We start from the raw sequence: 26,077 nt of genomic DNA, 5'->3' as shown, positions 1-26,077 counted from the left end.
TGAAAAAAATATAATGAACCCATATGTTTCAGAAAAGGGTGAAAATTATGATAGAAAATGAAAAAGAATTAGGAAATACAAAAGACCCAAAATCAAAAATCAGAGAACGATATAAAGGCGTGGATTCCGATGCCCTTGACGTGATACCGGCCATACCAAAAGAAGATTTTTATCATACAACTTCTGCAAAGCGGGTAGCCGTGTATGCCAGAGTATCCACCGATGACCCGAGGCAGACTTCCTCCTATGAATTGCAAAAAAATCATTATATGGATATGGTGAGCAAACGTGAGGATTGGAATTTAGTCGGGATTTATGCAGACGAAGGAATATCCGGCACTTCCCTTCAGCACCGGACTGCTTTTATAAAAATGATTGATGACTGCAGAGCTAGAAAGATTGATTTAGTAGTTACGAAAAGCGTGTCTCGTTTTGCCCGTAATGTTCTCGATTGTATTGGCTATGTCAGACAGCTTGCTGCCATGCAGCCACCAATCGGTGTTTTCTTTGAGACAGAGAACATATATACCCTCAATCCCAACAGTGAGATGAGCCTATCATTTATTTCTACACTTGCACAGGAAGAGAGCCATACAAAAAGTGAAATCATGAATGCTTCCATCGAAATGCGCTTTAAACGAGGTATCTTCCTTACCCCTTCACTTCTGGGTTATGACAAGGATGAAGATGGGAATCTCATCATCAATGAAGAAGAAGCAAAAGTCGTCCGGCTCATCTTCTTCATGTATTTGTATGGCTATACCTGCAAGCAGATAGCAGAAACCCTGACAGAACTTGGATGCCGGACAAAAAAGGGAAATACCTCCTGGGCAGTCGGGAGCATACTGCAGATTCTTCAGAATGAGCGACACTGTGGCGATGTCCTATCCAGAAAAACATGGACTCCTAACTATCTGGATCATAAATCAAAGAAGAATCGTCAGGACAGAAATCAGTATCTCATGAAAAACCATCATGAATCCATCATTTCCCGCGACGATTTCATTGCTGTCCAGCGACTGATTAATAATGCCAAGTATGGCAATCAGAAATTTCTACCGGAACTCCATGTGATTTCAAATGGTCCGCTGAGAGGATTCGTTTCCATCAATCCCCGATGGGCAGGTTTTAAGCCGGATGATTACAGGGATGCCTCGTATAGTGCATATGATGGTGGGATCGTAAAGTTTCCGACCGCTCCTGTAGAATTCAAGGCACAGTCTGGAGATTTTGACTTGAGGGGATATGAAATTGCTCGAGCACAGTTCTTTGATACTTCGAACAAAATCACTGTTACCTTTTCACGAGATACTCTTATTTTAGCTACGGAAGCCATTCGTAAAATAGGTAAAGATATGCGTATAGAAATGTTGATTCATCCGGACAAGTTATTGTTTGCAGTCCGTTCCTGTGGCACAGAGAACCGCAACGGAGTACAGGCATGTAGACTTCATAATGATACAATCGTACCCATTCCAATCAGGGGGGCTGCCTGTCTTCCGACATTGTATGAACTCTTGAATTGGAAGGAGGAATGCAAATATCGGGTAATCGGTGTACATCATCAAAAAGAATCCGAGAACATACTTATCTTTAACCTTCAGGAGACCGAGATTCTGATTCCCAATAATATGCTTAATACCGGGAATTCAGAAACAGACTCTAATGGCTCTCTGTACAACGGAATGAATCCGTTCACAAGAGGGGTAAAGAAAAATATACTGGCCTATCCACCCAACTGGATGAATGGATTTGGAAAGGATTTCTACACACATGCACAGGCAAAGGAACTGGCTGAATTTTATGGGAATACCACATGGTCGGCATCCATGGAAAGTAAGCCGTATAAAAGTCCTGATATTAATGTGACTGACATAAGTATTGTCGGTCAGGAAATACACCAAATTATAAATGATATAAAGGAGACTATCAATGAATGAATCAGAAATTAATTCACAAACTGCCATATCTCCTTCCTCTGCAAAAGATATGGAAATCCAACAGGATAATGACTTTAGTTATGAAGGTTATCAGGTCGTCCGTGGCGAGTTCTTTGCTCACGTGTTTGAACCATCCTTTGCCTTTCATAACTACAAGGTATCCGTCAATACCGCCTGTATCAGAAAGCTGCCAGATGTTGAGTTCGTACAGATATTGGTTAATTCCGATGATAAGAAACTTGGCATCCGGCCATGTACGGAAAATGAAAAGGATTCCTTCCGTTGGATCACCAATGGTAAAAAACGTGGGCCTAAACAAATAACCTGCCGTATTTTCTTTTCCAAAATAATATCTCTTATGAATTGGAATCCGTCTTACAAGTATAAACTGCTCGGCAAATTAATCCAATCCGGGGATGAACTCCTCTTCATATTTGATTTAACCACTCCAGAAATATACATGAAAACAGCAAAAGAAGGAGAACCACTAAAAACATCCCGTACGCCCACCTACCCTGCTGAATGGCAGAACCAGTTCGGTATCCCTGTGGAAGAGCACCAACGCAGTCTGCAGATAAATACCTTTGATGGATATACCGTCTTTGGTATTCAAGAACCAAGGAAAGAGCCAAAGCCAATAACACCCGAAGAACAGGAGGAGAATAAAACCCATGAACAGTCAGACATCTTTACAACCAATCCTTTGTATTGATTTAAAAAAGAACCGTATTCGCATTCATAAAATGACATTACATATGCTCGGTGACCCAGAATATATACAGTTACTCGTAAACCCCTCTTCACGAATGATAGCCATTCGTAGAAGCTGTCGTGAAGATAACCTTGCTCATCGTATCAAACAATATCAGCTTGCAGAAGGAAACTGCTATGAACTCTACAGTACTAACCTCATACGGACATTAAAAAGTGTTGACAACAATTGGCTGACTGACTGCTCCTACCGAATCTACGGATTTTTGAACCAAACTGCAAAAATTGCACAATTTTCTATGAAGGATAGCGTTTTAGTTGACGAATTACTGAATGCAGTTGTACAGGTGCCCACCAATGATTGATATAAAACAACTCACCTTCCGTATTGATACCGAATTCTCGGAGCTTATTCAGTCATGTGATACTGCCTATTATACAAATCTAGAGGAGGACATTTTTAATAATGGGTGTCATGAACCCCTATTGACATGGAATAGTTTAATCATTGACGGTCACAAACGTTATGGCGTATGTCAAAAATGGAATATCCCTTTTGATGTAAAACAGATGGAATTTAGAGAACGAATGGATGCCATTTCCTACATCTGCTCCACGCAATTGAAACGTCCTGACCTTGTAATGGAAATGATGAAGTATCTGATTGGGAAAAAATATCAAGCTGAATCAGAAATACGCCAACGAGATGCTTCGCCACAGAATTCATCCTATGTCTTTCGCAATAATATAGCATGCAATAAACATGAAACCGCCCGGATAATTGGTTCAGACTTTTCTATATCCCATGCAACAGTTATGAAATATGATGCCTTTGCATCTGCTGTTGATTTCATAAAGCAAAGAGAACCGGCCATTGCATCCAGGATTCTGTCTGGTAAAGTCAAGGTTTCTCATGAGAATACCGTGGAATTGTCCAGACTTCCAAAGGAAGATCTGAAGTGTCTTAGAGATATTTTTACCAATAATAAAATGGACCATATTGGCTATTCGGAAATCCGCCACGAATTACAATGGAAACGAATACCTGTATCCGTTCCAAGGATAAAAGTGACTGTGAATCTTCCTTTAAAGAAAATTCCAAAATATGACCCAGATGCAGAAATATCAAGCCTGTCTCTGACAATCCCTTCCTGGGTAAGCTCCATAAAGCGTTCTGGCGATACTACTGATTTTGCTAGTATTTCTACCTCTGCCAAAACAAAAGTAACAAAACAATTATTCATTTTAGAAGAAGCAATAAAATCTATATTAAAGCAAATTGAGGAGGCTAAGTAATGGACGATTTACAACAGTACGTTCCTAACGTACACTTTGAACAGATACCAATAAAAAACCTTGTATCTAATCAGGAATATCAGAGAAATCTTTCAATGCATCATGTACAGCGGGCGGCTACACATTTTGACCTTTATCAGATTAATCCCGTAAAAGTCAGCCGTCGGGACGGAGTAAATTATGTATTCAACGGTCAGCATACTATAGAAATCATTTCTTTGGTGTCGGGTTCAAGAGAGACTCCCGTGTGGTGCATGATTTACGACGATTTAGAATATTCCCATGAGGCAGATATCTTTGCCAATCAGATGAAATATGTAAAACCTCTGCTGCCATATGAAATTTTTATGGCAAATATAGAGGCCGAAAATGATAAACAACTGATTATAAAAGACCTTGTGGAATCCTACGATATGACCATTTCATCTACCGTTACTCCCAACGGCATTTGTGCCGTTTCAACACTGGAAAACATTCATGACAAATATGGCTTCCACGTCTTGGATCATGTTCTACGACTTTGTATTGGGACATGGGAAGGGGCACAGCAATCCCTTAGTGCCAATATGATGAATGGTGTAGCACGATTAATATTTGCTTATGGGGACGCAATAAAAGATAGCGTGTTTAAGGAAAAACTCGGGCGTGTGTCCGTCAAAGAAATCAGCCGTACTGCCAAAGAGCGCAGGGCTGGATCTCTAGGCTATGCTGAAGCAATACTCATCTTTTATAATAAGAAATCGCACTATCCCCTGAAATGGGAAACCCTCTATAAACATAAAGCTCCTAAAAGAACTTTCAATCAGGAAGGTACCTTGGATGAAGGTGTTTTGGATTCTGAACCGGAAGAAAATGTGGAGGGGCAAATAGATATCTTTCAAAGCCTTTCCCCCTCCGAATAGCACAGTCTTATTGAAGGCTACCCTAAATACTATTTTGTTTACTATGCCATATATTCAGCTATGCTTTTTAGTGGATTCTATGACTGGATAATTTCTGATTTTTGCAGTAACATGTGGTGTCAGAAAGGAGGTGCGAATCAATGATGAATTCTGATTTCTTCCACCTACTCTACACCCATATTGAAGAACGTGATTATAATAATGTGTATCAAAATTTGAAGCATGATGAGGATTATCTGGAAGCCACAAAAGCAGAAGCCGAGCTTTGTATACAATTTGAAAATCTCGCCTTATCAGAAGAAGAAAGAGATATTATTAAGAAGTGGGTTGCTAGCATTCACACTCAGAATGCTGCCTATTCTATGGTAATGTTTCGTATGGCAATGCAGTGCTGCTTTTCTCTGCTCATGCAACTAGGCAATTTGGAGTGATTGACGGCTACGAAAGTCTGGGCCAAGCTCACAATTAAGAACTAAAAAGTACATGCCTTAAAAGAAAAAACTCCTTTTAGAAAGAATTATGATAGACCAATTCTAATCCAAAAGGAGTTCTTTTATTATTAAAATAGCAAAAGAATAGATTCGACAAATTATTTCCGACAACAACCGTATTAGTTAGCTGATGTCTATGGTTCTCAAAGGCGGCTTAATTTTTATATTATTAAAAACTTGCTTTATTTCTTCAGTTAATTGCTGTTTGGCTTTCTCTTCATCATCCTCAAAAATGAACCGAACATAAGGTTTTGTCAATCAGATACTCCCTCTTTCGCTGTAATATTTCGGAATAATATTTACTTTTCTAAGCACTATATTCAAATCTCTTTTTCCGTGATATAATAATATGAATATATTTGCGGAGGATGAAAAATGCCATTTATAGACAGACTAAGGAGTGTTCAAAACAAAACCGACAAATCAATTACTCAAACTGATTTAATATTTAAAGAAATGCTTCTTCGAAGTGGACAAGATAGCACGCCACCTTCAGTGCAATATGAACATCTTTATGATATTTTAAATGCTCGTAACTCCATTACTGATGAAATTGCATCAGCTGGATTAAAGGAAGATGTTAGTTTAATTGGATCACTAACAGAAAAAATTTGCGAGATTGGTATTAAAGCAGTTTGTGATGAAACTCGTTACTCTCAGCTTCCAAAAAACTGGAAGTGGCTTGGAGATTTTGCTGTTACAGGTTTACCGTTTAATTTGTACATATCGGTAAAGAGCTATTATGCAAAGGAAAGATTAATTGTAAGTGGTACAGGACAGATGGCTGCCCCAGTTGTTGGATTTGGTCTGTTTAAAGACATTGCTGAATGGAATCCAAGCCGTGTAAGTCAATATAAGCATCGTGGGTTTGTGGCAATCTATATTCCTCATGATATATATGATGCGCTTTCGAGCAAAACAGGAAAAGGACATCCAGTAACTAATGTGAAAAACATTTATGACAAACCTTTTCTACGTGATATAGCTAATTTCTCTAAAGATTTAAAAAAGGTAGTCAAAACTGATAATATTCTATTAAAAATCGAAAATCTCTAAAAGGAAGTGGGACCATTTACAACAGTCCCACTTCTCTTATTTCTTGAGTCTATTCATTTCACTAATTACCTGTTTTGCTACAGCTCGTATAACAGGAATCGCCACCGAATTACCAAACTGTTTATATGCCTGTGTATCTGACACCGGAATAATAAATTCTTCTGGAAATCCCTGTAATCTTGCACATTCTCTTGGTGTCAACTTTCTCGGGTTCAATCCCTCCTGTTCAACCAGTATTTCACTTCCATCTTTATAATATCTCGCGCTAATTGTATTCGTATATTCGGAATCTGCATTCACTAGCGAAAAACCAAAGCCATTTCCCTTTTCCTGATGCTCTTTCTTTCTTCGCAAATGACCTTCCCACAGTTTATCACTAATAGTGTACTTTTCGTCGACATTCGTCTCCAAAATGCTGCCAACCCTCGTAATTTCATGCGTCGGCTGTGGATATGGAAAACTATAATGGCTAGGTATGTCTATTTGTTTTTTATCGAATCCAACAATGTAAATTCGCTCTCTGTTCTGTGGTACTCCATAATCAGCTGCTCTCAGCACACTATAATCCACAAAATATCCAAGGGCTACCAAGTGCTGCAAAATCACTTTTAAGGTTCTTCCTTTATCGTGACCTCGCAGCTGTTTAACATTTTCTAGCAGAAAAGCTTTGGGCTTTTTTTTCTCTATGATTCTCTCAATCTCAAAGAATAAAGTTCCTCTTGTATCTGCAAAGCCTTTTTTTAATCCAGCCTGCGAAAATGGTTGGCATGGAAATCCTGCCAATAATACATCAAAATCCGGAATCTGCTCAATGTGTTCCTTAGTATCAGTGATTTTAGTAATATCACCCGATGGCTCTTCTCCAAAATTAATTCTGTAAGTTTTCTGAGAAAACTTATCCCATTCTGATGTAAAAACACATTCCCCTCCTAATTCCTGAAAAGGGATGCGTATTCCACCTATTCCCGCAAACAAATCGATAAACTTGAATCTCATATCTTTTTTCTTTTCAAAGGGAACTTCAGAAGCAAAATTCAACACGTGATTCAATTCAATATTTGAGGGAGAGGACTCTCCATTTTCCCATCTTCTAAGGGTTCTTTCTCCGTTTCTTCCCATCCCTAGTGCATCAGAAAAATCCTTCTGGGTAAGGCCTAATTTGTTTCTCTTTTCTTTTATTAATATGTTTGTACTCATCTCGTCCCCCATCTCAGGTCAATTTGTCCTGATTTTATCACATTTCACCCTTGAAGTAAAGCGGTTTTGAGATAGATTCATGTGTGAATTAGCACTGTGTCGCAAGTTGATTCACAATTTCATTACGATAAACATCATCATTTCTGTATGCATAGATTCTCATAGCATCACGTTGATTCACCGCAAAAGCCTTGACTTCCCCCAAATCATCAATTCCTTTAACAAAAACCTTCCCAACATATTGTAAAGATGTTTTTTCGCTTCCTGGGAATAAAAATGCATTCTTAACTTCTGTACTCTTTGGCAGCATTCGTCTTCCATGTGGTGTTTTTAAGTTCAACATTACTGTATGCCGATAAAACATTTGTTTAACAACATCGTGCCATCCCGGAAGATTTGAATTGAAATTATAATACTTTGCATCCAAAATATAGAGAACATCCTTGTGCACAGTAAACACATCTGGCCTTTGTGATATTCTACCTTCCACAATATCACTTTCCCATTCCGGCTGGGGGACCAAAGAATTTAATACTGGATATTTATTATAAAACATATATCCACAAATAGCCTCCCATACAAAGCTAAAATATTGTGTTCCAAGAATCTCTTTATTGAAGTTCTGTTCCACTCCTGCCTTTGCCCTAAGATAGGCAATCATCATTTTGATTAGTCCAATCTCTCTTTGTACATATACATTTCTTAATTCTTGTTGCAAAACAAAAATTCCATCTTCTGCAGGGCACGGCATTGTTGCTTCAGACATTTCATAGTCTATATGCATTCCAGTTAACCACCCCCATATTTGTACTGCATCAGAAACGATATAGCGGTGTATTCTACAAATGGTATTTCGGCTGTCGTCCCTGCTACTTTTCATGACAGGATTGCTATAGGCAACGCGTCCATGATTTATGCTTGGAATCGTTTTATTAATCGTTTTTGCCCACTCGACTTTTCCTTTTCTTGTTGTTGAAAAGGTTTCAAGATTACGGTGAAGATACCCATACATTTTGTAGTCCTCAATGATCCGAATCGCAGTTGTTATTCGTGCATTGCAATTTGCTGAATCTCCAAACAAATACCTATTCTCCTCGATCTCATGCACTGGTTCGTTGCGATATCGAATCAAAGTTCTTGTCAAAATACTTGCTTCCTCAATTTGTATCTGTAGGGATTCTTGTATCTTGTAATTCTTTGGAAACACAATAACTGGAAGATTATTAATAATTAGTACTCCGGTAAATTTAAATTGAAAAGTGTGGTTATAAACAACGCAAATATCTGGATAATTCTTTAAATATTCTGCAATTTGTGGAAACATATATAGACTGTATAATTGAGAGTCGCTCAGACAAATAGGACTCATCTCCATGCCTGTACCTCCTATTCGTTTGCATCTTCCTCTTCATTTACAATCTGCGCTTCTACATTCAATTCAATACTGTCCGAAATGAGCATATCAATATCAAATGGAGGATGAATAATATCCAATACATCTTCTTCTTCAAACTTTTCTGACAAGCTCGCAAATGTTTTTATTTCATTGCTAAAAAAGGAATCCCTGTAGTGTCTCAGCACATCATCCCATAAATACAACAGAAGTTTATCTATTGCACGTTTTTTTCCAACCTCATCTGGCTTGATAAAGTACGGTCCGATTAATTTATCTTCCTCTAATTGTATCGTACCACCGGCTAATTTTTGATTAATAATACTGATTAATGTACCCCAGTAACATTCTCTTCCGGCATATCTGATTTTTGCATTTTCATGGACAGCACCTTTAATGTTGATACGAACATAGTGAAAATTCCAACGTCTCTTAAAAGCAGAATCCATCGGCTTTACACCTTGGTCTGCACTATTCATTGTAGCTACGATATTCATATTGGATGGTATGGAAATTCCTTTCTCAATATAAAATTTCATGCCAACTATTGACGCCAAGTACTCTTTTAAATCCCTAGATGGCTCAAATGAATACTCGCTGTTTCCATCCACATCTCTATCTAATAATTGGAATATCTCGCCAAACACGGCTGCCGCATCTGCTCTATTTATCTCTTCAATAAGTAATGTATGCATTCTGCCTGGATCCAGCCAAGCTTCAACCAACACACGGATAAATGGACCTGGAACAAATTGGTAATCAATATATGGTTCCCCCTGTGTAAAGACTTGTCCATCAATTGTATTAAAAATATCATTTGAATTCTTATAAATAGGAACGGGCTTATACACTCCGATAAAATCATAATATGAATATTCCGAATGAAACACTACCCTGCGAGTTAGTGGTGCCGATTTATATTTGTCAGCCAGATAACGACTCTTTCCAGTTCCAGGCGCACCATACACAATCTCATTTATGCCACCCTTTTTTCGTTCAACTTCACTATTAATTATTTCAGCTGGAGCAAATATTTCTCCCTCTTCATCTTCTTCTGAAACGGATTTTAACATTTCTTCCGAAGCAACTGCAAGTTCCGCATGGGTTGCTAAATTATAGCTAATATCTGCTATATAGCTCTGAGATGCATTCACCACACCTAATAGTGCTAACACTGGGGATACGTAATAATCTCCACGATCAATAGTTTTACTACCAAACCACCATTCATAATTTGATATAAAAGAAGTTAATTGCTCTGCCACAATCCCATCATCAGAAATAGCATTTATATCACAATAGTCAGTAATCCATTTTCTCAGCCTTTCTATAGCATCAGTGTCTTTAGTATTTTTCATGTCAGAGTAATACTGCTTTTTATCTTTGACCGATTCAAACTTCTCTGACAAAATCTTTTCAGCTAATTTTTTATATTCTACTATTTCGGATACATATGGGACCATAAACGCTGCTGCCCTAAACCATTGATTCGGAATATACATCTTCAAATTACCTGCAGAGGTAATTGTTGCCGTATGCTGTGTATAATCAATATCCTGCGATATACTTCTCAAAAAAGTTCCATACGTCTCTTTAAAGGAATCAGATAATAGAATCTCCTTTGAATCAAATTCTTCCTTGTATGAACGCTGCAATGTTAATGCTAATTCATTTAAGTCTTTCATCGTTTCACTCCTTCGCCTTTCCAGTCAGAATATCATCTTCGCTATCAAATACATCGGTCCCAAAAAGAATATCATGCACTGTTTCATCAATAACCTTAATACATGCTTCTGTACTTTTTATAATGTCCTGTCCCCAGAAACGAATGATTGTCCAACCCATAAATAAAAGTTTTTTGTTAACTTCATCATCCCTTTCACGGTTACGAGCTATTTTAGTAATCCAAAACTCCGAGTTATTACTTTTATTCAAACGTGATTTCAATACTTCCCAATCCTTTCCATGCCAAAATTCACTATCACAGAAAACTGCAATTTTGTACTTTGTAATTGCAATGTCGGGTTTTCCAGGTAAGTCATTGTAATTTTTTCTATACCGATATCCACTTTTCCAAAGTGCATGTCGCAACACAACTTCAATTCTTGTATCCTTACTTTTTATATGCGACATGTTTTTATGGCGTTGTTCTTTTGTTAAACAATCCACTTTACCACCTCAAAACTTATTTATCATAACAAAGCATCAAATTGCGTCGCTTGTGCTTCATTAACAAATTTATAAGAAGTCCCAATTGGCATCCCAAGAGAATTAATAATATAATTTATCAATTGCGTCCCTTTTTTTACAATTATAATTTTAACACTTCCATCACTACAGCATCCTACAATTAAGGTATGTCCTGCCTGTGCTCTAAGAACTGCACCATTTGCTGTATAATATAAACGAAACTCTGTGCGGTCTATTGAATTTGCTCTTGCATCATACCAAGTCAGATCTCCACTCTCTTTGACTTCAGTTCCATTATTGGATAAATAGAAAAACTGCGCATCAAGATATTGACGGTTATAACCAAATAATTTTTTTAAAGCTGCAACCCCGTGAAATTCGTGTTGATTACTTGTCCAGTTATTTACTTCCACAGCACTTAATTCTTTAATTGCTACATTTGTAAACATATGTCATCCGCCTTTCCAATCCATTTTGATGGAAATCATATTCTTATTATGTTATCCTACACAATTTTATTACACAGAAGCCACTCATCACAGAGCGGCTTCTAACGTTTTATACCATTCCACAAATTTTTCTTTGTTATGATCTTTTAAATATAATTCCTTTGTAACATACAATTTAACATCTCCAAAAGAAAAAAGACCTGTCCAATAACGAACCCTGCCGTTTGCATCTGTAATACCATTATGCTCATTTGGACTATATATCTGGACGAACGGCCAATTCGTATTAAATGTTTGTTTACTCCATTCTTTAGATGTCAATTTTTCTAGTTGTTGCTTTGAAAAAACATATCCACTGTCACTCAACTGTCTCATGGCGGTCTTTATGAAAGCGCCTACCTTTAAGTTCATATCTGGTAATGGCGGAATTTCAACTATTGATACTTTATTTGTTATTCTTTCCTCCACAGTAGCATAATCTTTTGGTGGAAATATTAATTCAACCAGTCTATCTAATTGAGTAAATTCTTGTGGTTTTAACAGCTGTACAATTTGGTTTTTCGTAACAACAGACTCTGTGGCTTCCATGATATTAAGAAGTGCCAGCAATGATTCTACACTAATCACCCTCATATTCCATGCATATTTTGAACCACGAATTAAATTAACCCAATCTCCCTTATCGTATCTTCCAACAACAATAAGTACAGATGAATTTCCTTTATCTATTTTTCTTTCCTAAATTAATTGCTGTCGATAATTGGCAATTGTATCAAGGCTTATGCTATATATATCTGTTGTTTTGGATTCCATGACGATTGATGAACCATCTGGCGCAGTCCATAAACCATCAAATCCATTTTCCCCCTTCTTACCTTTGAATCTTCCGTGGATAACCGAATAGCCTAATCGTTTACCAATCTCATTTATTAAATCCTGTAAAACGTATCCATTGCCATCGAATTTCTCACTGCTACTTAGGCATTCATCTATATATTTTATTAACACAACAGTGGGAATCTCCGAAAAAAACATCCTTAACTCTTGGTATGTAGAATCTTCTAGAATATTGCCGTTTCCAGACCATGCTATAATTTGTCTAAGTTTTTTTTTCTAAAATATTCTGAGAGCTACTCTGAAATTCTTCAATCAGTCCCATAGCAACCTCCTAAAGATATGTATGCATTTTATTATAGTACAGACTACCATTTTTTACAATCAAATCTGCCGCTATTTTGCTGCCTAATCTCCACTGATGCATTTTCTTTCAAAAGCATAAGATATCAACAGATTACCCCCTTTGTTTCTATAACAAAAATATATATTCTATCCCCTCGCCAGACAATTAACGTTTTGCTATATCGTTCATAGTTTTGCTGAACGATGTATAGTTTTGCCATTTTATTTACTTGGATTCTGCCCCCCCTGAACATCTGTAAGCGACAATGGGTTAAAATGCACGCAATATTTACTCTTTATGAATGTGCATTTTAGCAAAACACACTAGCAAGAATGCCCAATCCATGGGGTTTTATGAGGTGGCTGGGGATACCAAGTTTAAAGTCTTAACACCGGAAATCGCCAGAATATGAATGATTCCGCTTCGCTTATAAAGCTCCTTTATTTCTTCATCCATATTGCCCGTATCTCCCAAAAGCATCGCCTTCATAATGGAGGCATCCTCTTTATTAAAGCAGTTATCCAGTGAAACTCCCAGCTTCTTTTTTATGAGATACAACCCCTCCCGCAGCTTGTCATATTCCAGGCTGCGAGCTGTTAACCTCGCCTTGTTCAGCTTAAAATCCAGCTTCATGATGCGGTAGTAAGCGCGCACATCGAATTCTCCTGGATTGGAAGCCTCGCGAAAACACTGTACGGTCCCTTCCACTCGTACCGTACTTCCGATGGCAGGCTCCGTCCCGGATTCCATATAACATATAATATTGTGTAATCTTTTTTGTGGAATTTTAATAGAATGCTCCGACTTGCTCGGAATATGAATTGATTTGAGATAGAGAATAAGAACCTTTTTGACGCTATTACCGTCTTCAAATACCCGGTACTCCTTTTGATAGACCTGACCCTCCAGTAAAAGCTGCCGCCCATCCAGACTTCCGTAATCGGGGACGGGCATCGGTATAAACCGCATACAACAAACCAGCACAACCACAAATGTCAGGCAAAACAGACATAGAGGCCTTCGCATAAACCTCCTCCTTCTATAAGCTGCTCACCTACTCCGCCGGCGTAACGATGTCCAGATTCCTCTCGAACGAGGTAACGAGACTCGTATTCTCCCGGAACATAATATTCGTCTCCCCCTCTACCGCGATCTGCACCTTATTCACATTAGCCAGTTCCACAAGAGAATTGGCAAGAGAATATATGGTTACATCGGAGGTCACATTACCTGCAACAGTTAAAAAATTCTCGCTTAGATTTACATAACATGTTCCATCCTTTACCGTAACGCTTATAACTTTCGTATCAGGATTGATGGTCGGATAAACCTCCCCCTTTACCTGCTCGCTGGGACCGTCGATAAGCTGCTCGACGATGAGCTTCTCCATGGAAATATTCGTATTATAAATGAGCTTCCGGTTCGTCTCTATCAGCCTATTGCCTTCTTTGTTCGCAAAATAAAGGCGAAGTGTCGCCTTTTCATAAGCGTTGATCTCACTTCCGGAATTATCCACAAACATATCCGCAGACATCGTCCCCAGCACATTTCCTTCCCTGTCCGTCAAAGGATCATTTTTCACATAAAAAGAAACGTGGCTGATTCCCTCTATCTGCGTCATCGTCCTGACGATTGCCGCACGTACCAGAACCTCTGTCGTAACCGGCTGATTCTTGTAATGCTCGTCAAAATTAAGGATGAGCTGGCCCTCCTCCACAGAATAGCTTAACAACTTAAATTCACCGGCTAAGGGAGCCTTGTATTCCAGTTTTTCAGGAGTAGCTGCAAGCTGTGTCAGCAGCTCGTCGATCAACGCCTCCTCCTCCGTATTCTCTGCTACATATTCATTGAAAAAAATCTTTGTTTCGTTTTTATTTATACCATAGATCTTATATATTCTGCTCTTATCCACCTGCTCTTCTCCGCTGCAGGCCGCCGTTAAAAATAAACAGAAGATCATGAGCACAAATATTAACTTTTTCTTCATTACCTTCTCCTTATATCACTGTTTTTTGAGCATTTTCCACTCATTATCTTCACAGTTGCCGCAAACGCGAAACAAGTGTTCTCGCCGTGTTTGGCATCATACTTCGTATCTTGTTTTATGCGCCTCCTACGCTGAAATGTAGCCCAACGGGAGCTTCACCGTAAAAGTTGTTCCTTCCCCTTCTACGCTGAACACTTTTATAGAGCCCCTATGCATAAGCACCGCATTTCTCGCAATGGAAAGCCCGAGACCGGTTCCTCCGATTTCTCTCGAGTGGGACTTGTCCGCACGATAGAACCGCTCATAAATATGCTCCAGGGAATCTTCCGGTATTCCTATCCCCGAGTCCATAATATCCAGCGTAAAAAACTGGTAATCCGCATCCAGTATTACCTTTACCCAACCCTGCTCGTTATTGTACTTAATAGCATTTTCCACCAGATTAGTAATGATGAGCGTAAGCTTTACTTCGTCCACTTCCGCCACCACCGGACGCTTGCTTTCGAATACCACCTCGATATCGCGCTTTCTCGCGATAGGGCGGAGGCGCTTCAATATGATCTCCGTCAGCGCATTAATATCCACTACGCTGATATTTAAGGACGACGCTTTTTTGTCCATCTTCACAAGAGCAAGTAAATCGTTAATGATCTTATCCTCTCTGTCTATTTCAGCCGCAATGTCTACCAGAAATTCCCGATACAGCTCCGCCGGCACCTCCTCCTGCGTCAAAAGCGAGTCCGCCAGCACCTTCATGGAAGTGATGGGCGTCTTCAGCTCGTGCGACACGTTGGAAACGAATTCCTGTCTGGAGGTATCGAGCACTTTCATCCGATTTATCAACTGATTGAAGGCATCCACGATATGCTCCGTTTCCAGATAATCCGATACGGAAACGGGTTCGTCCGTAAAGCCCTCTTTTACCTCACTGATTGCTTTTGTTACACGGTCAAAGGGTTTTATCAGCACATTGGCCAATACCATAGCGATCACAAAGATGATGAACATCATGAGAATGCCCATAATCGACGCTTTTCTATTCAAAATATCCATAGTTGTCATAATGCTGTCCGTGGAAACACCCGTCAGCATCACTCCGCTCACAATATCGGAAGTCTTGGAATCTCCAGCCTCCGCATGCGCAACACCAGACGTCTCTATGATAGGAGTGGTCATTTCAATGTAGCCATTCTCCCTGTCATAATTGGATACGCCCTTACCCTCTTTAAAGCATTTAATAACCTCTTCGGTAATGATCGTCTTTCCTTCGCTGATCGCATACGTATCCTTTATTACCTTCAAATTGGAATTGATAATGATTACACGCCCGTCGTAAAGGTTGGACAACTGCTCTAACTCCGCGCTTATTACCTCTGAAGAGGTGTCCTTAAGATAGTTGTATGTAATCAGATGATTAGCTATAATCTTTAGCTGGTTCTGCACATCCGAAGTGCGCAAACTGACAGCACGGTCTTCATAGCTCTCTAATATGGCAAAACGTATAATAAAACTCGGAATAATGCCTATCAAAAAAACAATAACAAAGATTCGTGCCTTAAGACTCTTAAGAATTTTCAATTGATGCAGTAAACTTTTTATCTTAATTTCCATGATAAGACCCCGTCAAGTCAGGCATAATAGTATCCTACTCCCCACTTTGTATGCACATATTTCGGCTCGCTCGGGTTCACTTCTATCTTCTCGCGCAGTCTTCTGATGTGAACGTCCACCGTACGAACATCCCCGGGATAATCCGCGCCCCATACAATTTTCAGAAGGCCTTCTCTGCTGTATACCTTGTTGGGATTCAGCATAAGGAGCTCCAGTACCTCGAATTCCTTCGCCGTCAGATTGATTTCCTTTCCCGCAATGTATACCCGCCGTCCTTCACAGTCAAGCTTTACATCCTTGCTCTCTATGATCTTCGCTGCTTCCTCCGCCTTTTCCTTTCTCTCCGTTCTACGCATGATTGCACGGATTCTTGCCTTTACCTCCAGAATGTTAAAGGGCTTGGTAATATAATCGTCCGCACCGTATTCCAGTCCGAGAATTTTATCCATATCATCCCCTTTTGCGGTCAGCATAACAATGGGAACATTGGAAAATTCCCTAATCTGCTGGCATACCTCGAAGCCGGTAAACTTCGGAAGCATTATATCCAGAAGAATAATATCATAATTCTTACTTCTGGCATAGGAAAGCGCCTCTTCGCCGTCATAGGCGCAGTCCACTTCCATACCGTCCTGTTCCAGACTGAACCGTATACCCTTTACTATCAATTTTTCATCATCTACTACCAATACCCTTTTGCTCATCTCACACCTCGTTATCCCCTTTTAATATTTATCCAAAGTATATCTGCTTACTTGACACAAATCTTATCCTTCAGTTTTGAGAACATTCCCTCTTTGATTCCCTCCACCTGCATAATATCCTCGGGCTTTGCAAACCCGCCGCTTTTTTCCCTATATGCGATAATGCTGTCCGCCCTGCTCTCTCCAATACCGGGCAAAGAACAAAGCTCCTCCCCGGAAGCAGTATTGATATTGACAAGCCCGCTTTCGGCTCCCTTCGTCCCGGAACCGGAAATGACTGCACCATCCGGCAAACCGTATGAAAAAGCAGCTTCTGATGTGTCGCCCGCCGCCAGCATGACTTCGCTTTCCTCCACCGTCGGGATGACGATTTTCCAGCCGTCCTCCAACTGCAGTGCCATATTCACATAATTCTCGCATGCGTCCTCACGGAATCCGCCTGCTGCCTCTACTGCCTCAAAAATACGACTTCCCTGTTCCAGCTCATAGACCCCGGGATTTCGCACCGCTCCGCATATATGTACAAACAGATGGGCTTCCTCCATCTGTTCCTTCGCTGCCGACTCAGCCTCTCGTTCTTCCTGCCCATCCTCTTTTGCCGGTTCCGGTTCATTGTATACGAGATCTTCCGTTTCCAAGAGAACCGCCTCCTTGCTTTCACAGCCTCCGGCAGTAAGCAGACAAAGGGATAGAAGAAAAAGCACAAGAAGTCTTCTGCAAGCTCCGGCTGCGATACCGCTTTTCATCCTATTTATTATTCTGTTGTTCATCCGCATAGTTTCCTTTCATATTCCTATATTGAAAGCTTTTCGTAAAGCTTTCAACCGTATGAGGAAGACCCCTCTATGCGACTGTAGTTTTATTGTAAGATAATTATCCGGCATTTACAAGTGCCTTTTCTTCCTATTTCCATTTAAAAGTAATAATTCCTACAATTGTTATGAGCATTCCTATCACTTTGCGCATTTCAAACGGCTGCTTATCCACGCCGAACCAGCCAAAGAGCTCTATCACATATGCCACAAGAAGCTGGGCCACCACGATTAGCATTACCGCCCGCGCAGGTCCGAGCATATCCATGCTCTTAATTACCGTATAGGTGATGAAGGCTCCGATAGCTCCGCCCAACAGCATATATTTCGGTTCCACCTTCAGCAGCGCGCCGAAGGATGACCTGTCCGTAAGAAGCCATGCGCCCAGACAGACAAGGAGAGCCGTAAGCTGTACAAAAGCGTTGGCCACCCAGATTCCCGAATCCTTTGTAACCTGCGTGTTAAAAACACCTTGTATGCTCATCAAAGCGCCTGAAATAAGTGCAATAAAAAATCCAATCATATGGGTCCTCCGTATACCAAAAGAGTTTTTAAAACTTCTTCTCTGATATTCTTACCCATATGATTGGAAAAATATTCAATGAACACCTAAAATGGAATCCTAAATCAATCGCCGGTATTGCCTGTACTCTCGCCGCTCTCCTGAGCCTCCTGCCTGAGCGCGTTTTCATCCAAATATTCGATTTGTTCAGACTCTTCCTCGGCTTCCTCTATGGCTGTCTCCGTATAAGGCTCACCGGTGACCTGCGTCATGATCTTCTCCGACAGCTCTCGCAGCCTGTCGTTCACATCTGCGCCGTCCCATATTTGTGCAAAGGCAATTTCTAACTCCACCCAGAAGTTGCTTGTTTCTATCATCTTGGGCATCGGAACTGAAATCTCGTATTCGTTCACGAATTCCTGAAGATTGATATTTCCGTAATCCACATCGTAGCGGGAAGCTACCTTCCCGGTTCTCGCATACAGCGTATCGGTATATTCACAGGTTAAGAACTTCGCGAAATCGCTCGCAATATCCTGCTTATCGGAATAGCCGTTCACCACCACGCAGCTCGTTACCGAAAGAGATCTTGTCAATAGGTTTTTATTGATATCCGGCACCGGAGCTATGCTGTAATCGTAAGCGAAGGTTCCGTTTTCCCTGGCCTCTTCCAGCTTGGCTACAACATCGGTGGTCGCCACCGTGTATACGATCTTGCCGGCGATGAAATCATCTATAATGTCCTTATAGCTGATCTCCTTCGTATCGATGGAAAAGAACTGGTTCAAATCCTGATATACCTTCAGGCAATCGATAGCATCCTGATTGTAAATATTCATGTTCGCCGTGCTGTCTCCTGACTCGCCGCCTACGATCATATAATTTCCCGCAAAAAAATAATTATAGAAAATATCCGTTACGTCCCATTTGAAGACTGCTTCTACCTGCTCCGGCGCGTCGTATTCATTAGCGAAGTTCAAAATATCGTCGATGGTCGCTGGAAGAATCGTCTTTATCCTCTCATCGATTTTTTCCTGCGTAGCGGCATCTACCACGGTCTCTTCGCCTGTGTTCCCATCTGTGATATCGGGCATATCTCCCTCATCTAAGGATACACCGGCGGCTTCCTGATCCGTTTCCTTCGGCTCACTCGCCTGGATTTCAGCCATCGTCTCTTCTCCCAGCGCCGCATCCGCTTCTGCCTCAATCTGCGCTTTAGCAAAATCCTCCAAATAAGTCTTGTTATACAGTAACGCGCTCGTTTCGAAATAGAAGGGGTAGCCTATTACCTCTCCTTTATACGTCACCGCCAGTCTGGCAGCATCGGGATAGCCTTCCTTAATGGCCTCCCACTTCCCTTCGTCTATAGGGGAAGCAAGGCCGGCAAGATATGCCTTCTCCAGGGAATCGTTACTGATAATATACAAATCCGGCACGTTCTCTGCCTGAATGGAAGATTTATTTATATTCTCCAGATATTCCAGCCCGGAAGAAAGAACCGGAATCACCCGGACCTCATGTTCTTTATTGTAGGCTACCGCAGCGCTGTGTAAATAATCGGTGAGCGCTTCATCCGTATACCAGAAATATATAGTGTCTTCTTTTTTGGCAAAAATCGTTTCTTCTTTCTCCTGACTGATCGTTCTTCCTGAAAAACCGATTACTGCAACGGCTGCCGCCGCACACAAAATCACTGCTGTTCCTAAAAGTCTTTTTTTAAGACTCATACTAATCCTCCGCGTTTATGAAAGGCTCCGTTCCAATATCGCAATCATATTGTCTACGTCCGCTTTCGTTATAATAAGAGGCGGTACGAAGCGGATAACGTGCGTTCCTGCATTTATCAAAATCAAACCGTTATCCAGCGCCTTTTGGATAGTTTCCCCTACCGGCCTCGTAAATTCAAGCCCCTGCATGAAACCGGCACCGCGCCGCATCTTAATAAAATCATATTTTTCTATCAGTTCATCCAGCTTCTTTTCCAAATAGGGCGCAACCGAATTCACATTTTCTATTATATGGCTCTCCTCAAATAAATCAAGCACTTTATTAATTGCGGCTGCTGCCAGAGGATTTCCTCCGTAGGTAGTTCCGTGGTCTCCGCTGGTGAGAGATTGCTGTGCCACGCGCTCTGTCATGAGGAATGCTCCTACCGGAACGCCGCCCCCTAATGCCTTCGCCGTCATCATGATATCGGGCTTCACGCCGTAGCGCTGCCAGGCAAACATCTCCCCGGTACGTCCCATTCCGCACTGAATCTCATCAAGAATCAGAAGGATATCCTTTTCCCCGCAAAGGGCCTTTATCTGTTCCATGAATTCTTTCTCTGCGGGATAAATACCGCCTTCACCTTGTATGGTTTCGAATATAACGGCGCAGGTTTTATCAGTTACAAGATTTTTTACACTTTCAAAGTCATTCATCTGTGCAAACTTTATATTTCCAATCATGGGCTGAAAAGGTTCTCTGTATTTCGGAGTTCCGGTTATGGAGAGCGCACCCATTGTCCTTCCATGAAAAGAATGCTCCATGGCGATTATTTCATGATCCGTGGTGCCGTCCTTTAAATAAGCATATTTTCTGGCCGCCTTGATCGCTCCCTCCACCGCTTCGGTTCCGCTGTTGGTAAAGAATACTCTGTCCATTCCGGAGACTTTCTTTATTTTTTTGGCAGCTTCAATTGCAGGCACGTTGTAGTAGTAGTTGGAAGTATGGATGAGCTTGTCGATTTGTTCTTTCAGCGCGTCGTTATAAGCCTTGTTGCAATATCCGAGAGCGAACACTGCGATTCCTGAAACGAAATCGAGATATTTCTTTCCCTCGATATCGTAGAGGTGGACACCTTCGCCTTTATCGAGCACGATTTGGTATCTATTGTATGTATGAAGAAGCGCTTTCTCAGCTTCTTCAATATATTCTTTCATTCCTGACTGGTTCATAATGGAGGCTCCTTTCTGTTTTTGGGAATACACAATATTATGACTCCGACACCGGTACGTCATTGAGCTGGTCGTCGTCGTGGAGGATTGCGGTTCCTACTCCGTGATAGGTAAAGATTTCGAGGAGCAGGCAGTGCGGTATTCTTCCATCTAAAATATGGACTCTGTTCACTCCGTTTCTTATTGCCGAGGTACAGTTAGCCAGCTTGGGCAGCATACCTCCGCCTATAAAGCCTTCTTCTATCAGTTTATCCGCTTCGGATGCCTTCATACGGGAGAGGAAGGAGTCCTTATCATTGATGTCTTTGTATATTCCTTCAATATCGGTAAGAAAAGCCAGTTTCTCCGCGTGTACCGCTTTGGCAATAGCGCAGGCTGCATCATCGGCATTGATATTGTAAGTCTGAAAATTATCGTCCAGACCGATAGGCGCTACGATGGGAAGGAAGTCTTTTTCCAGCAAATCGTACAACAAATCGGGGTTGACTTCTTTGACATCTCCTACAAAGCCGATGTCTTTGCCATCCGAATATTTGCGGTCTACTTTTAGGAGGCAGCCATCTTTACCGCTGATGCCTACTGCTTTTACGCCTAACTCCTGAACCATTGTTACAAGGCTTTTATTTACTTTGGATAGTACCATTTCTGCGATTTCCATGGTCTCTTCGTCGGTAACGCGAAGACCGTTTACAAATTCTGCTTCTTTGCCTACTTTTCCTACCCAGCGGCTGATTTCCTTTCCTCCGCCGTGTACGATAATCGGCTTGAAACCTACGAGCTTGAGCAGGGCAACGTCTTTGATTACGTTCCTTTGAAGCTCTTCATTGCTCATAGCGCTTCCGCCGTATTTTACTACGATTACCTTGCGGTTAAACCGCTGTATGTAGGGAAGAGCCTCTATTAAGACCTCCGCTTTTTTTAACACCTCTGTCATATCTTTATCCATTGTTCCATCTCCTGATTTTCTCTTTTTCCTTGCTTTCATTCTTACTGCTCGCCCGATACTTCGCGCTTACGCTTCTGCACACTCTCTGCTTTTCCCTCTTTTTCTTCCAGTCCTATCGCCTGAGAGCCGCATTTTTATACGCGCTTAAGACCGGTAGTCCGCATTTATCTTTACATAATCATAAGTCAAGTCGCAGCCCCATGCCGTCGCTTCGGCATCGCCCATTTTCATATCTACAAGTACTCTGACTTCCGGCTCCGAAAGGATTGCCGTAGCTTCTTCCTCGCTGTAATCCACCGCTGCCCCGTCTTTATATATCTGCATCCTTTTGTCATCGCCCTCGAAGAAAAGCTCGATTTTTTCCGGGTCGAAGTTCACTCCTGAGTAGCCCAGTGCACAGAGTATTCTTCCCCAGTTAGCGTCGTGTCCGAAGATGGCGGCTTTTGTCAGGCTGGAACAAATTACCGCCTTGCTAAGTATTTTCGCGTCCTTTTTCGATGCCGCGCGGATGACCTTTGTCTCGAATAATGCGGTCGCGCCTTCTCCGTCTCCTGCCATCTTTTTCGCCAGGGTTTCGTCGATATAATGAAGGGCTTGTGTGAATTTATAATAATTCTCATCCTTGCTCACAATTTCCCGATTGCCCGCCATGCCGTTAGCCAGCACGACCAACGTGTCGTTTGTCGAGGTATCTCCGTCAACCGAGATCATGTTGAAGGTATCCTGAACATCCTCGCTTAGCGCCTCCTGCAAAAGCTCCTTGGAAATTGCAATGTCAGTAGTCACAAAGCCAAGCATCGTACACATATCAGGATGTATCATACCGGAGCCCTTGCACATACCGCCTACCGTAACAGTCACGCCGTCAATTTCGATAGTTACGGCCGCCTGTTTGGAAACGGTATCCGTGGTCATAATCGCTTCTGCCGCCATCGTTCCTGCGCACTCGCTGCGCTCCTTTCCTTGTGCCAGCTTGCACACTCCGTCCGTTATCTTATCTATGGGAAGCTGCTTGCCGATAACACCGGTGGAAGCCACCAACACGGCGTCCTCAGGTATTCCCAGTTCTTTTGCCGCGCATTGTGCCGTCTGCTTGCAGTATTCGTAGCCCTTTACACCGGTGCAGGCGTTGGCGATCCCAGAATTTATAATTACTGCCTGCGCATAGGGCGAGGTGGTCACTACATTTTTATCCCACAAGACAGGTGCTGCCTTTACTACGTTGCTTGTAAACACTCCCGCCGCCTTACAAGGGATCTGGCTGTATATGAGTGCCATATCCTTCCTGTTCTTATATTTAACGTTCGCTTCCGCGCCTGCTGCCTCGAATCCTTTTGCGGCAGTTACTCCTCCCGAAATAATCTCCATCTCAATCCTCCATGTTTTCGGTGCCTGCAAATTTGGATGTTTCCTTAAGCATTGCCATAAGTCCATATCCTTTATTTGCCGATCACTTGTTATTTGTTAATAGATTCTGTATTTTCTTCATCCAAAACAAAATCATAATAATTCAAATCCTCGCGCTTCGTCCAGCCGATACGGCTCCAAAAAGCGTTTCCCGTGCTGTTTTGTGTAAAGGCAATCAGCGATACCTTACTAATATGCTCCGCCTTAAGAGCCTTCACCGCTGCCTCCACCATAGATTCTCCGATGCTTCTTCTGCGGTAGGATTCGTGTACGCATACATGGTACATGCAGCCCCTTCTCCCATCGTGCCCGCAAAGAATAGTGCCTACGATTTTTCCGTCCTCCACCGCTACTACGCTGGTTTCAGGATTTCTCTTAAGGAAGCGTTCCACACTTTCCATGGAATCATCGATGCTGCGTATGGAAAACCCCTTGATACTCATCCAAAGCGCATGCACTTCCTCATAATCCTCTATTGTCATTGTCCGAACCATCCCTTTTCCTCCTAGCTTTCATCGTCAGTCAGCTCGACCACCGTATAATCGTGCCCTGTATATGGGAGGAAGCGGGATATGACATCCGCCAGCTTAAGCTTCAGGCTGGTGGTATTCACACACGGATGGCAGCCTAAATATTCCGATTCCAGAACTTCTCTGTCGATAAGCAAGCGCACCTCGTTATCCTTATCATTCATCAGCCCCATAACACTTACCGCTCCGGGGGATATATTCAGAAACTTTTCCATGTACTGCTCAGGGGCGAAGGATAATCTGGCGCTTTGTATCTGTCTGCATACTTCCTTCGTGCTGAATTTCTTTTCTCCGGGCATTAGCAGAAGATAGAATTTCGTCCTCTGGGCATTGCATAAAAATAGGTTTTTACATAATTTTATATCCAAAATCTTATCGACTCCCTGACATGCCTCTATGGTCGCCACCGCCTCGTGGTCCAGCCTTTCATATGGAATGTTCAGCTTCTCTAAAAGCTCGTAAACCGCTGTCTCTCTAAGCAGCCGCCCTTCCGGGGAAGGCTTCCCTTTATAAATTGTCATATCAGGGGCGATTTCGTTCTTATCGCTCATAACTTTTTACCTCTCACAAATTCAATCCTTTTTCTTCTTCACAACCCAGCATGATATTCAGGCATTGTATCGCCGCACCCGACGCTCCTTTACCCAGGTTATCGAACTGTGCGGTGAGCACCGCCCGCTCCTCGTTGCCCGTCACATAAAGCTTCAGACCATCCCAGCCGGAGCAGCCGTTGCCTGCCATCATTCCCTTTATTTCTTCCTCCGCCGACTGAGGCATCACGCGAATCAATTTCTGTCCTGCATAATAATCATTAAAAAATAACCGAAGCTTATCCGGCGTATGACAGCCCTTTAAAAACTCCGTATATACCGGAACGGAAACAACCATTCCGCTGTAATAATCCGCAACGATCGGAGAAAACAGAGGTTCTCTTGAAAGTCCTGCTATTTTTTTCACTTCTTTTAAATGCTTGTGCTGCTGACTAAGCGCATATTCCCTCGGCGAGTCGAATTCCTCCGCCCTGTTCTCATCCTCGTACTGGGCAATCATGGATTTACCTCCTCCGCTGTAACCAGTAATGGAAAAGCCGCTGATCGGATATTCTGAGGATAATATTCCTTCCGAAACGATAGGATACAATAAGGAAATGAAGCCCGTAGCATGGCAGCCCGGCACCGCTATTCGTTTTCCCTTTTCCACCGCCTGCCTATGCTTTGCGGATAGCTCCGGGAAGCCATAGGACCAATCGTCCTTCGTCCTGTGTGCAGTAGAAGTATCGATGATCCTTACACTTTCATTTTCAATCAAGCTGACGGATTCTCTGGCCGCCGCATCAGGAAGGCAAAGAATCGATATGTCCGAGGAATTGATCAATCGTCTTCTTTCCTCTTCATCCTTTCTAAGCTCCTGGGAAATGGAAAGTATTTCAATATCCTCGCGTCCCATAAAACGCTCATGTATTCTCAGTCCGGTAGTTCCTTCGCTTCCGTCGATAAAAATTTTCGTTTTCATCCGTCTCACCTCTTCTTCTCAATATACGTCCGGCAAATTCACACAAGTTTTTTATGAATTTCTTTTACTCGCTCCACTCGTTTATACTATACATAAGGTAAATAATACTATTTCCCTTATGAAATCTCAACTGTTTTATATTTCGCCGGACACACTAGCAACTTTTATCTTTGTTTTCGCATAAGTATACATCTTATTTGCATAATATTCAATCATTTTTTTATTTTATTCATATTTTTATGGTTTGTATGTGTTTTTATACATAAATTCACTCTTGCATTTCAGAAAATAATGTTGTATATTGTTTGCATAGCAATTTTGT

At 41.6% G+C, this 26,077-nt stretch carries 27 protein-coding genes; 7 read left to right on the top strand and 20 right to left on the bottom strand.

All coding sequences use genetic code 11. The features are described from left to right. Positions 1-47 precede the first annotated feature (47 nt). The 7 genes from CC90_RS0101405 (at position 48) to CC90_RS0101370 (ending at position 6,396) form a co-directional block, all read left to right on the top strand. Positions 48-1,940 carry a recombinase family protein gene (locus CC90_RS0101405; protein ID WP_031389056.1) on the top strand — a complete coding sequence of 631 codons (1,893 nt, stop codon included), beginning with the start codon at positions 48-50 and terminating at the stop codon, positions 1,938-1,940. Further along, positions 1,933-2,652, top strand: coding sequence for a hypothetical protein (locus CC90_RS0101400; protein WP_031389055.1), 720 nt, complete (start codon positions 1,933-1,935; stop codon positions 2,650-2,652). The genes CC90_RS0101405 and CC90_RS0101400 overlap by 8 nt, the downstream gene beginning before the upstream one ends. Then, the gene (locus CC90_RS0101395; protein WP_242843220.1) at positions 2,612-3,016 is read left to right on the top strand and encodes a hypothetical protein; all 405 of its coding nucleotides are present in this window, start codon (positions 2,612-2,614) and stop codon (positions 3,014-3,016) included. The genes CC90_RS0101400 and CC90_RS0101395 overlap by 41 nt, the downstream gene beginning before the upstream one ends. Further along, positions 3,009-3,947: a ParB N-terminal domain-containing protein gene (locus CC90_RS0101390; protein WP_031389053.1), complete on the top strand. Its 939-nt coding sequence runs from the start codon at positions 3,009-3,011 to the stop codon at positions 3,945-3,947. Before CC90_RS0101395 ends, CC90_RS0101390 begins: the two co-directional genes overlap by 8 nt. Next, positions 3,947-4,849 (top strand): DUF6551 family protein, encoded by a 903-nt coding sequence (locus CC90_RS0101385; RefSeq protein ID WP_031389052.1) that lies wholly within the window; start codon positions 3,947-3,949, stop codon positions 4,847-4,849. Before CC90_RS0101390 ends, CC90_RS0101385 begins: the two co-directional genes overlap by 1 nt. 140 nt (positions 4,850-4,989) lie before the next feature. Further along, positions 4,990-5,280, top strand: coding sequence for a hypothetical protein (locus CC90_RS0101380; protein ID WP_031389051.1), 291 nt, complete (start codon positions 4,990-4,992; stop codon positions 5,278-5,280). Between the two features lie 435 nt (positions 5,281-5,715). Next, positions 5,716-6,396, top strand: a complete 681-nt coding sequence (locus CC90_RS0101370) for a hypothetical protein (protein WP_031389050.1) — start codon at positions 5,716-5,718, stop codon at positions 6,394-6,396. Positions 6,397-6,432: 36 nt separating this feature from the next. On the opposite strand, the gene dcm is transcribed toward CC90_RS0101370, so the two are convergent. The 20 genes from dcm to argC all read right to left on the bottom strand — a co-directional run bounded on the left by dcm (position 6,433) and on the right by argC (position 25,755). After that, positions 6,433-7,593: a DNA (cytosine-5-)-methyltransferase gene (gene dcm / locus CC90_RS0101365; protein ID WP_031389049.1), complete on the bottom strand. Its 1,161-nt coding sequence runs from the start codon at positions 7,591-7,593 to the stop codon at positions 6,433-6,435. 88 nt (positions 7,594-7,681) lie between these two features. Beyond that, positions 7,682-8,968 carry an LlaJI family restriction endonuclease gene (locus tag CC90_RS0101360; RefSeq protein ID WP_031389048.1) on the bottom strand — a complete coding sequence of 429 codons (1,287 nt, stop codon included), beginning with the start codon at positions 8,966-8,968 and terminating at the stop codon, positions 7,682-7,684. An 11-nt stretch (positions 8,969-8,979) separates the two neighbouring features. Then, positions 8,980-10,671, bottom strand: a complete 1,692-nt coding sequence (locus CC90_RS22860; protein WP_051869229.1) for an AAA family ATPase — start codon at positions 10,669-10,671, stop codon at positions 8,980-8,982. A 4-nt stretch (positions 10,672-10,675) separates the two neighbouring features. Beyond that, entirely contained in the window at positions 10,676-11,155 is a 480-nt protein-coding gene (locus CC90_RS0101350; protein ID WP_035315094.1) for a very short patch repair endonuclease, read from the bottom strand. Positions 11,156-11,178: 23 nt separating this feature from the next. Then, entirely contained in the window at positions 11,179-11,625 is a 447-nt protein-coding gene (locus tag CC90_RS0101345; RefSeq protein WP_051869228.1) for a hypothetical protein, read from the bottom strand. An 87-nt stretch (positions 11,626-11,712) separates the two neighbouring features. Next, positions 11,713-12,252: a hypothetical protein gene (locus CC90_RS22855; protein ID WP_051869227.1), complete on the bottom strand. Its 540-nt coding sequence runs from the start codon at positions 12,250-12,252 to the stop codon at positions 11,713-11,715. 111 nt (positions 12,253-12,363) lie between these two features. Beyond that, positions 12,364-12,633 carry a hypothetical protein gene (locus tag CC90_RS22850; protein ID WP_132038491.1) on the bottom strand — a complete coding sequence of 90 codons (270 nt, stop codon included), beginning with the start codon at positions 12,631-12,633 and terminating at the stop codon, positions 12,364-12,366. Between the two features lie 523 nt (positions 12,634-13,156). Then, on the bottom strand, positions 13,157-13,831 hold the full coding sequence (locus CC90_RS0101335; RefSeq protein ID WP_031389044.1) for a ComEC/Rec2 family competence protein: 675 nt from the start codon (positions 13,829-13,831) through the stop codon (positions 13,157-13,159). 28 nt (positions 13,832-13,859) lie between these two features. Further along, the gene (locus CC90_RS0101330) at positions 13,860-14,792 is read right to left on the bottom strand and encodes a GerMN domain-containing protein (protein ID WP_031389043.1); all 933 of its coding nucleotides are present in this window, start codon (positions 14,790-14,792) and stop codon (positions 13,860-13,862) included. Positions 14,793-14,918: 126 nt separating this feature from the next. Next, positions 14,919-16,403 (bottom strand): sensor histidine kinase, encoded by a 1,485-nt coding sequence (locus CC90_RS0101325; RefSeq protein ID WP_031389042.1) that lies wholly within the window; start codon positions 16,401-16,403, stop codon positions 14,919-14,921. 17 nt (positions 16,404-16,420) lie between these two features. After that, entirely contained in the window at positions 16,421-17,107 is a 687-nt protein-coding gene (locus tag CC90_RS0101320; protein ID WP_031389041.1) for a response regulator transcription factor, read from the bottom strand. Positions 17,108-17,154: 47 nt separating this feature from the next. Continuing rightward, positions 17,155-17,877: a helix-hairpin-helix domain-containing protein gene (locus CC90_RS22030; RefSeq protein ID WP_051869225.1), complete on the bottom strand. Its 723-nt coding sequence runs from the start codon at positions 17,875-17,877 to the stop codon at positions 17,155-17,157. Between the two features lie 133 nt (positions 17,878-18,010). After that, the gene (locus tag CC90_RS0101310) at positions 18,011-18,442 is read right to left on the bottom strand and encodes a DMT family transporter (RefSeq protein ID WP_031389039.1); all 432 of its coding nucleotides are present in this window, start codon (positions 18,440-18,442) and stop codon (positions 18,011-18,013) included. A 104-nt stretch (positions 18,443-18,546) separates the two neighbouring features. Further along, entirely contained in the window at positions 18,547-20,148 is a 1,602-nt protein-coding gene (locus CC90_RS0101300) for a sugar ABC transporter substrate-binding protein (RefSeq protein WP_035315093.1), read from the bottom strand. Between the two features lie 15 nt (positions 20,149-20,163). Then, positions 20,164-21,360 (bottom strand): aspartate aminotransferase family protein, encoded by a 1,197-nt coding sequence (locus CC90_RS0101295; RefSeq protein ID WP_031389037.1) that lies wholly within the window; start codon positions 21,358-21,360, stop codon positions 20,164-20,166. 37 nt (positions 21,361-21,397) lie between these two features. Further along, positions 21,398-22,306: an acetylglutamate kinase gene (argB, locus tag CC90_RS0101290; RefSeq protein ID WP_031389036.1), complete on the bottom strand. Its 909-nt coding sequence runs from the start codon at positions 22,304-22,306 to the stop codon at positions 21,398-21,400. 144 nt (positions 22,307-22,450) lie between these two features. After that, positions 22,451-23,674, bottom strand: coding sequence for a bifunctional glutamate N-acetyltransferase/amino-acid acetyltransferase ArgJ (argJ, locus tag CC90_RS0101285; RefSeq protein WP_031389035.1), 1,224 nt, complete (start codon positions 23,672-23,674; stop codon positions 22,451-22,453). A gap of 89 nt (positions 23,675-23,763) precedes the next feature. Continuing rightward, entirely contained in the window at positions 23,764-24,207 is a 444-nt protein-coding gene (locus CC90_RS0101280) for a GNAT family N-acetyltransferase (RefSeq protein ID WP_031389034.1), read from the bottom strand. Between the two features lie 11 nt (positions 24,208-24,218). Beyond that, positions 24,219-24,794: a prolyl-tRNA synthetase associated domain-containing protein gene (locus tag CC90_RS0101275; RefSeq protein ID WP_031389033.1), complete on the bottom strand. Its 576-nt coding sequence runs from the start codon at positions 24,792-24,794 to the stop codon at positions 24,219-24,221. Positions 24,795-24,807: 13 nt separating this feature from the next. Beyond that, positions 24,808-25,755, bottom strand: coding sequence for an N-acetyl-gamma-glutamyl-phosphate reductase (gene argC / locus CC90_RS0101270; RefSeq protein WP_031389032.1), 948 nt, complete (start codon positions 25,753-25,755; stop codon positions 24,808-24,810). Positions 25,756-26,077: the final 322 nt, after the last annotated feature.

It is taken from the genome of Kineothrix alysoides (genome assembly GCF_000732725.1).
GTDB classification, from domain to species: Bacteria; Bacillota; Clostridia; order Lachnospirales; family Lachnospiraceae; genus Kineothrix; species Kineothrix alysoides.
The sequence above is the reverse complement of the archived record's forward strand: the minus strand, read 5'-3'. Positions and strand labels throughout refer to the sequence as shown.